The organism is Nocardia sp. CC201C, assembly GCF_030010695.1.
GTDB lineage: Bacteria > Actinomycetota > Actinomycetes > Mycobacteriales > Mycobacteriaceae > Nocardia > Nocardia otitidiscaviarum.
Genome location: NZ_JASCXP010000323.1, coordinates 1 through 8628, shown reverse-complemented (window position 1 = coordinate 8628; position 8628 = coordinate 1). Strand labels below are relative to the sequence as shown.

The 8628-nt window shown below is 68.0% G+C and carries 8 protein-coding genes; 3 read left to right on the top strand and 5 right to left on the bottom strand.

Features of this window, described 5'->3' with window-relative positions; genetic code table 11:
* Positions 1–110 precede the first annotated feature (110 nt).
* From QK444_RS26855 to QK444_RS26840, 4 genes are read right to left on the bottom strand one after another with little or no spacing between them, the layout of a single operon-like run.
* On the bottom strand, positions 111–536 hold the full coding sequence (locus tag QK444_RS26855; protein ID WP_282784900.1) for a nuclear transport factor 2 family protein: 426 nt from the start codon (positions 534–536) through the stop codon (positions 111–113).
* Positions 533–1747 (bottom strand): thiolase domain-containing protein, encoded by a 1215-nt coding sequence (locus tag QK444_RS26850; RefSeq protein ID WP_282784898.1) that lies wholly within the window; start codon positions 1745–1747, stop codon positions 533–535. The genes QK444_RS26855 and QK444_RS26850 overlap by 4 nt, the downstream gene beginning before the upstream one ends.
* On the bottom strand, positions 1744–2820 hold the full coding sequence (locus QK444_RS26845; protein WP_282784896.1) for a thiolase domain-containing protein: 1077 nt from the start codon (positions 2818–2820) through the stop codon (positions 1744–1746). Before QK444_RS26845 ends, QK444_RS26850 begins: the two co-directional genes overlap by 4 nt.
* Positions 2821–2835: 15 nt before the next feature.
* Positions 2836–3798 (bottom strand): OB-fold nucleic acid binding domain-containing protein, encoded by a 963-nt coding sequence (locus tag QK444_RS26840; RefSeq protein WP_282784895.1) that lies wholly within the window; start codon positions 3796–3798, stop codon positions 2836–2838.
* Positions 3799–3860: 62 nt separating this feature from the next.
* Between QK444_RS26840 and QK444_RS26835 the strand changes: the two genes are divergently transcribed.
* Complete coding sequence (locus QK444_RS26835; RefSeq protein ID WP_282784894.1) at positions 3861–4898, top strand: LLM class F420-dependent oxidoreductase; 1038 nt, start codon at positions 3861–3863, stop codon at positions 4896–4898.
* 22 nt (positions 4899–4920) lie between these two features.
* On the opposite strand, the gene QK444_RS26830 is transcribed toward QK444_RS26835, so the two are convergent.
* Positions 4921–5616, bottom strand: a complete 696-nt coding sequence (locus QK444_RS26830; RefSeq protein WP_282784893.1) for a maleylpyruvate isomerase family mycothiol-dependent enzyme — start codon at positions 5614–5616, stop codon at positions 4921–4923.
* Positions 5617–5746: 130 nt separating this feature from the next.
* Between QK444_RS26830 and QK444_RS26825 the strand changes: the two genes are divergently transcribed.
* Together QK444_RS26825 and QK444_RS26820 are read left to right on the top strand one after the other, a co-directional pair.
* Positions 5747–7393, top strand: coding sequence for an acyl-CoA synthetase (locus QK444_RS26825; RefSeq protein WP_282784891.1), 1647 nt, complete (start codon positions 5747–5749; stop codon positions 7391–7393).
* Positions 7394–7557: 164 nt separating this feature from the next.
* Positions 7558–8574, top strand: coding sequence for a sigma-70 family RNA polymerase sigma factor (locus QK444_RS26820; protein ID WP_282784889.1), 1017 nt, complete (start codon positions 7558–7560; stop codon positions 8572–8574).
* The last annotated feature ends 54 nt before the right edge of the window (positions 8575–8628 follow it).

The window sequence follows — 8628 nt, the reverse complement described above, 5'->3', positions numbered from 1 at the left end:
GCCATAAAAAAACCGGGGGGGGGGGGGCCCCCCCCCCCCCCCCCCGCCGCGCATTTCGGATCGTATCGAGCGAGGATCGTGCCCGCTCGCGTAGCGGTCGGGCACGAGTTCTAGCGTGTTCCAGCCGGTTTCATGGTCGCCATGGCGCGCTCCTGCTCCCAGAAGGCGCGCAGGGCCAGGATCTTCCCGTCCTCGTCCACCCTGTAGGTGAAGACACCCTCGGCGTCGATCACCTGGCCGCCCATGTACGTGCGGATCTTCCCGGTGAAGGCGATCTCGCGGCCGCAGGCGAAGGAGTCCTCGAAGAGGAATTCGATCTGCTCGGTCGGGGCGATCGCCTTGTCCCAGAACGCCGCGATGGCCTCCGTGCCGCGGTGGCCCTTGCCCTCGGGGTCGAAGAAGGACGGCCCGACCGGATCCTCCACGATGCCGTCGGCGGCGAAGAGCGCGACCCAGGCGGCCTTGTCGCGCGCCCGGACGGCGGCCTGCGAGGCGGCTCCGGCGACCCGCGCCGGATGCTCGGTGGTGGTGGTCACGGCTGCTCACTCCCCACGACCCACATCGAGAAGTACTGTGAGCCACCACCATAGGCGTGCCCGAAGGCCTTGCGGGCGTTCTCCACCTGATAGTCGCCCGCGCGGCCCATCACCTGCTTGGCGGCCTCGGCGAAGCGGATGAGCCCGGAGGCCCCGATCGGATTGGACGACAGCACGCCGCCGGACGGATTGACCGGCAGCTTGCCGCCGATGGCGGTGTCGCCGGAGTCGGTGAGCTTCCAGCCCTCGCCCTCGGGCATGAAGCCGAGATTCTCCAGCCACATGGGCTCGAACCACGAGAACGGCACATAGATCTCGGCCGCGTCGATCTCCTCGAGCGGATTGGTGATGCCGGCCTGCTCCCACAGGGCCCGGGCAGCGTCCTGTCCGGCAAGCGGATTCACCTGATCGCGACCCGCGTAGGCGAGCGGTTCGGTGCGCATGGCGGTGCCGTGCACCCACGCCACCGTCCGGCCGCGGGCCTCCTGCTCCTTGGCCGAAGACTCGTCGCCGATGACGAGCGCGCACGCACCGTCCGAGGACGGGCAGGTCTCGTCGAAACGAATGGGATCCCAGAGCATTTGGGAGGCCAGCACCGAATCCATGGTGATATCGGCCTGCCGCAGGTGGGCGAGCGGATTGCGGGCGCCGTTGCGGCGGTCCTTCACCGCGACCATGGCCCCGATGTGCAGCGGGGCATTGGCGCGGCGGATGTAGGCGCGCACATGCGGGGCGAAGTAGCCGCCCGCACCCGCGCCGACCGGCTTGGTGAAGGGCACCGGATTCGACAGCGCCCACATGGCATTGGATTCCGACTGCTTCTCCCAGGCGACGGCGAGCACCTTGCCGTATACGCCCGCCTGCACGTGATTGGCGGCCACGATGCCGGTGGAGCCGCCCACCGAACCGGCGGTGTGCACGCGCAGCAGCGGCTTCCCGGTCGCGCCCAGGGCGTCGGCCATGAACAGCTCCGGCATCATGGAGCCCTCGAAGAAGTCGGGGGCCTTGCCGATGACGACCGCGTCGATATCGGCCATGGTGAGCTCGGCGTCGGCGAGGGCGCGGTCGATGGCCTCGCGGCACATCCCCGCCATGGACACGTCCGACCGCTTGGTCACATGGTTGGTCTGTCCGGTGCCGAGTACGGCGGCGGGCCCACCCGTCTCCCGGCCACCACCCCTCACCGAATCGCTGTGCGATGCTGCGTTCATCGTGCCTCCAAAGTGGCGACCAGGTTCTGCTGCAACGCCGGACCGCTGCTGGCGTGGGCCAGGGCGCGATTCGCATTGCCGTTGATGATTTCGGTGGCGGCGAAGCCGATGCGCTCCAGACCCGCCGCGAACAGGGGGTTGCCCGCCAGCGGCCCGCCGGAGGGGTTGATGCGGGTCGAACCGTTCAGCCCGATGGCCTGCCGGAGAATGATCTGCTCATGGCTGTACTGCGCGTTCAGTTCGGCGACGTCGAATCCGGCCGGGCCGTCGCCGATGGCGGCGCGGGCCGCACGGGTGGTGGACTCCGAGACGGTGAGATCGCGCGCGCCCAGCATCGGGGTGTCGATGTAGTGCGCCATACCGGTCAGCCAGGCGGGCCGCTCGCACAGCTCGCGCGCCCGGTCGCCCACGGCCAGCACGATGGCGGCCGCGCCGTCGGTGATGGGCGCGATGTCGTGGGCCCGGAACGGGTCGGCCACGTACGGCGCGGCCAGCAGCTTCTCGATATCGGTCTCGGTCCGGGCGGTCTCGGTCGCCTCGCCGTAGGCGGCCGCGGCGGCGGCGCTCTCGGCGGCGACGGCGGCCATGTCCTGTTCGGTCCAGCGTCCGGCGTCCAGTCCGGCCCGCGCCTGCAATCCGGCCATGGACACCGCGTCCGGCCACAGCGGCGCGACGACGTAGGGGTCGGTCTGGAGGGTGAGGACCTGGCGCAGAGTGCCCGCCGAGGGCTTGCCGAAGCCGTACACCAGCGCCGTCTTCGCCTGTCCGGAGCGCAGCTTCACCCACGCCTCGTAGAGTGCCCAGGCCGCGTCCATCTCCACGTGGGATTCGTTGATGGGCGGCACCGCGCCGATGGAGTCGATGGCGGAGATGAACGAGAAGGCGCGCCCGGCAAGGTAATCCGAGGAGCCGGAGCACCAGAAGTCGATATCGGCGGTTTTGATGCCGAGGTCGTCGTACAGCCGCGTGAAGCAGGGGTGCAGCATCTCCACGCCGTTGGTGGTGCCGAAGGTCTCCGGCACGTGCGGTGCGTGCGCGAAGCCCACCACCGCGATATCCGTTGTGTTGTTCAAGGTTTCAGCGCCTCTCTACAGGTGGTGCGCGAAGGTCTCGTAGTCGGCGTCGGGCTCGCCGGTGGGCTCGAAATGGGAGATGTTGTCCAGCCCGTAATCCCATTCCTCCCGCGGCTTCCACACCGCCTTCACCCGCATACCCATGCGCACCTCGGCGGCGTCGATACCGAGCACCAGGTGCAGGAAGGGGATGTCCGCGCCGTCCAGCAGGATGTAGGCGGCCACGTACGGCGGCTTGATGCGCTGGCCCTGGAACGGCACGTTGACCACGCAGTAGGTGGTGACGATGCCGGTGTCGGGCAGGTCGACGTAGTCCTCGGTGGGTGCGCCGGTGCGCGGGTCCGCCCCGCGCGGCGGGAAGTACACCTTGCCGTCGTTGCCCGCCTTCGCACCGAGCAGCCTGCCCTCCACGAGGGCCTTCAGGAAGGCGGTCTCCTGCGGTGCGGCGGTGTGCTTGAAGCTCAGGTCGATCGGCGTCACGATGCCGGTGATCGGCTCGGTCTCCTCCGCGGGCGTTGCGGCGACCGAGAATTCGCCCGGTTCGAAGCAGGCGATGTCGTGAATGAAGCCCTTGCGCTCGGTCGCCCAGCGCGCCCGCACCCGCATCCCGGTGCTGATATCCGCGGGCGAGGCCACGTCCACGGCGTGCAGCAGGGCGGTGTCCGCGCCGTCGAGTTGGATGAGCGCCCAGGCGAAGGGGCGGTCGAAGGGCTGGCCGGGCAGCGGTTCGGCCACCCAACTCCATGACCGCACGGTGCCCACATCGGCGACCTCGACGAACTCGGTCAGCCGTTCGGCCGTGATCGGATCGAATTCCGCTGGCGGCACGATCACGCGCCCGTCGGAGCCGCGCACACCGACGATCTGCCCGACGCGCAGGCCGGTCAGGAAGCGGCCGATGGTCGGACCGGTGGAGCGGGTGTAGTCGAACTGCATCCGCAGCGGTGCGGCGAGTACTTCGGTGTTCCCCAGAGTCACGAGATCGAGTAGAACAGGTTCTTATTATGGTCGCAAGAGGCCAGTTGGGAAGGGAGTCGATCATGCGGTTCGGGTTGCAGCTCGGTTATTGGGGTGCACAGCCGCCCGGCAATGCCCAGGAGTTGGTCGTCGCGGCCGAGCAGGCCGGGTGGGACGCCGTCTTCACGGCGGAGTCCTGGGGGTCCGACGCGTTCACGCCGCTGGCGTGGTGGGGTTCGAGCACCGACCGGGTGCGGCTGGGGACGTCGGTGGTGCAGATGTCGGCGCGCACGCCCGCGGGCACGGCCATGGCCGCGCTGACCCTGGATCATCTCAGCGGCGGACGGCACATCCTCGGGCTCGGGGTCTCCGGACCGCAGGTGGTCGAGGGCTGGTACGGGCAGCCGTTCGCCAAGCCGTTGCAGCGGACCCGCGAATACGTGTCGATCGTGCGGCAGGTGCTGGCCCGCGAGGCCAAGGTGACCAGCGACGGACCGCACTATCCGCTGCCCTACACCGGTCCGGGCGCGACCGGCCTGGGTAAGCCGCTCAAGCCCATCACCCATCCGCTGCGCGCGGACCTGCCCATCTGGCTGGGGGCCGAAGGGCCGAAGAACGTGGCGCTGACCGCCGAGATCGCCGACGGCTGGCTGGCCATCTACTACACGCCCCGGCTCGCGGACATGTACAACTCCTGGCTGGACGAGGGCTTCGCGCGGGCGGGTGCCCGGCGTTCGCGGGCTGACTTCGAGATCGCCGCCACCGCCCAGGTGATCCTCACCGATGATTCGAAGGCCGAGCTCGATCGGATGCGGCCGGTCATGGCGCTCTACATCGGCGGCATGGGTGCGGAGGAGCTGAACTTCCACGCCGAGGTGTACCGGCGGATGGGGTACGGCGAGCAGGTCGAGGAGATCACCCGGTTGTTCCGGAGCGGCCGCAAGGACGAGGCGGCGGCCGCGGTGCCGGATGAGCTCATGCTCGACACGATGATCGTCGGCAATGAGGCGCAGGTGCGCGAGCAGCTGAAGGTGTGGGAGGACGCGGGCGTGACCATGCTGCTCGTCGGGGTCCGCGACACCGAGCAGCTGGCCCGCCTCACCCCCCTCGTGCAGTCGTAGAACGAGTTCTATATTCCCGGCGTCACGGCGTGAGCGGCCCGGCTAGCACGCTCTCGCCGGACTCCCGGTCGCCCTGCCAGGCGAAGGCCGGGTCCGAACTCGGTTTGCGCTGCCACAGCAGCAGGAGCAGATCCGATGCGGGCGCGGCGATCTCGGCGGTCGGCTCGCCCTTGCCATAGGTCCGGATGGTCCCGGTGTCGGTGGACCGCACCTGTACGGCGGCCTCGGGCGGGGTCGCCAGCCCGCGGTCGATCATGCGCTGCGCGAACATGTCGAAGACCTCGGCGATACCGTCGTCGGCCAGCGCGGCGTCGATCGGCGCGGCGACGCCGAGCGCGAACTGCGCGTCCCACAGGTGCATGACCGTCTCGTGGGTGCGGCGGCGGCGCCAGAAGCCGACGGTGCGCGGGGCCAGTCGGGTGAAAGTCCATGCCTCCGTGGCCGGATCGGCCGACAGTGCGGTGACGAGAGCGTCGGAGGTTCGGTCGAACCAGGCCCGCAGTTCGGCCGGATCGTGCGGCGCGGGTTCGCCCTCGCCGTCGCCCCGCAGTTCGGCGACCGCCGTCACCACCCATTGATTTCCGCGCCCCATATGCTCGACCAGATCGTGGAGGGTCCAGTCGCCGCAGGTGGGCACCGGTGCGGTGAGATCGACGTCCGCGGTGATGAGCTCACCGAAGGCCGTGAGCCGGTCGCGCAAGATCGCCAAGAAGTCCATGCGCCCACGGTAAACGACGTACTCTGTGGCGGCAGCCACAATCTCTTCTGTGGCGGCAGCGGCAATCTCTCGTGGTATGGATTGAAAATCGTGTCTTGTCACACACAGGAACACGTTCTATTTTCATCATGTGAGCCACAACATAGCGGACCTTGTCGAACACGCCATCGACCTCATGCCGGATAACGTCGCTCTGGTCGACGACACTCGCTCGGTTACCTATGCCGAGCTCGAGGGGCGAGCCAACCAACTCGCGCACTACCTGCGAGAACAGGGGGTGCAACCGGGTGACAAGGTGGGTATCTACTCGCGGAACACCATCGAGGCCATCGAGGCCATGGTGGCGGTGTTCAAGGCCCGCGCCGTCATGGTCAACGTGAACTTCCGATATGTCGAGAACGAGTTGCAGTACATCTTCGACAACTCGGATATGGTCGCGCTGGTGGTCGAGCGTCGCTACAGCGACAAGGTCGCCAACGTCTGGCCGAACACCCCGCAGCTGAAATCGGTCCTCGTGGTGGCGGACGGCACCGACCTGCCGCTACCCGAGGGTGCCGTGGAATACGAAGCGGCGCTTGCCGGTTGCTCGCCCGAGCGCGACTTCGAGGACCGTTCGCCCGACGACGTCTACATGCTCTACACCGGCGGCACCACCGGTATGCCCAAGGGCGTCATGTGGCGGCAGGAGGATGTCTGGCGGGTGCTCGGCGGCGGAATCAACTTCCTCACCGGCGAATACGTCACCGACGAGTGGGAGCTCGCCAAGCTGGGCGCCGCCAACCCGCAGATGGTCCGGTACCCGGTCGCCCCGATGATCCACGGCGGCTCGCAGTGGGCCACCTTCCAGAGCCTGTTCGGCGGCGGCAAGACGCTCATGCTCGCGGAGTTCAGCGGGCACGGGCTGTGGCGGGCCGTCGAAAAGCACAAGATCAACCTCATTTTCATCACCGGTGACGCCATGGCCCGGCCCATGGTGGACGCGCTGCTCGAGGGCAATCCGGAAACCGGTGAGCCCTACGACGCGTCGAGCCTCTACGTCATCGCCAGCAGCGCGGCGCTGTTCTCGCCGACGCTCAAGGACAAGATGCTCGAGCTGCTGCCGAATCGGATGATCAGCGACTCCATCGGCTCCTCGGAGACCGGTTTCGGCGGTCTGTCCGTGGTCACCAAGGGGCAGAACCACACCGGCGGCCCGCGCGTGAAGATCGACGCCTCCACCCAGGTGCTCGACGAGGACGGCAATCCCTGCGAGCCCGGTTCCGGCAAGATCGGCTTCCTGGCCCGCAGCGGGCACATCCCACTCGGCTACTACAAGGACGAGGCCAAGACCAAGGCCACCTTCAAGGAGTTCAACGGCAAGCGGTACTCGATTCCGGGCGATTACGCCCGCGTCGAGGAGGACGGCACCGTCACCATGCTGGGCCGCGGTTCGGTGAGCATCAACTCCGGCGGCGAGAAGATCTACCCGGAGGAGGTCGAGGGGGCGCTCAAGTGCCACCCCGAGATCTTCGACGCGCTGGTGGTCGGCGTGCCGGACGAGCGCTGGGGGCAGAAGGTGGTCGCGGTCGTGCAGTGTCGCGGCGCGAACCGGCCCACGCTCGAGGAGCTGCGTCCGGTGCTGACACAGGAGATCTCGTCGTACAAGATGCCGCGTGCGTTGTGGTTCGTGGACCAGATCAAGCGGAATCCGGCGGGTAAGCCCGACTACACGTGGGCCAAGGCGCAGACCGAGGAGCGTCCCGCCGACGAGGACGCGCCCGCGCCCGCCAGCAAGTAGTGCCCGGTTCCGGAGCCGGTCGCGATCCGTGCCGCGACCGGCTCCGATCCGTTCAACCAGGGAAAACACCGGATCATCCGAGGATTCGCCCGGAGCCGAAGGATATGGAAGGCAGTCCTTTCCGATCCTCCCAACATGTCGGTGGGGTGTGCCAGAGTGGCCCTATGAGCAAGCAGTCCGGCAGGTCCACCACCTCCCTCGATGAGGTGTTGCAGTCGTTCGAGGGGCACCGCCGTGAGCTGTGTGCCTACGCCTATCGCATGCTGGGGTCCTCCTTCGAGGCCGAGGACGCCGTGCAGGAGGCTTTCACACGCGCCTGGAAGTCCTACGAGTCCTTCGAGGGGCGCTCCAGTCTGCGCTCCTGGCTCTACAAGATCACCACCAATGTCTGTCTGGACATGCTGGACGGGCCGCAGCGCCGCGCCCGGCCCATGGACCTGAACGGGCCGTCCACGCCCGACTCACCGCTGCCCATGCCGGAGCCGGACTACGTGTGGGTGGAGCCCATTCCGAACGCGCTGGCCTTCGGTGCTGATCCGGCCGACCACGCCTCGGTGAAGGACACGCTGCGGCTGGCCTTCGTGGCGGCGGTGCAGCATCTGCCCGCCACCCAGCGCGCCATCCTGATCATGCGCGAGGTGCTGCGCTTCTCCGCGAACGAGACCGCCGACATGCTCATGATGTCGCCGGCCTCGGTGAACAGTGCCCTGCAGCGCGCCCGCGCCACCATGTCCAAGGTGCAGCCCGACGAGGGCAAGACCTTCGACGAAACCGACGAGCAGCAGCGCAAACTCGTCGACGATTTCGTCAAGGCGTTCGAGGCCTACAACATGGACGCGCTCACCGCCCTGCTGAAAGAGGATGTGGCGCTGTCCATGCCGCCCATCTCGCTGTGGGTGTCGGGCCCGGACAATGTGGCCGCCTTCATGCTCGGCCACGGCCACGCCTGCCGCGATTCGCGCATGGTGCCGCTGGCGGGTGCGAACGGTTTGCCCGCCTTCGGCCACTACAAGCCGAGCGACGAGCCGGGCCGGTGGGTGCCGTGGTCCATCACCGTGCTCGAACTGGATGGAGATCGCATTTCCGGTCTCAACTTCTTCCTCGACACCGATAAACTGTTCCCGCTCTTCGGTTTGCCGCAGGAGTGGCGCGAAGGGTCGGAGGTTTCGACCACCGCGTAGACCCTGTCGGCGCGCATGGTGGATGACGTCGGGGTGGTCCGACGTCGGCGCGAC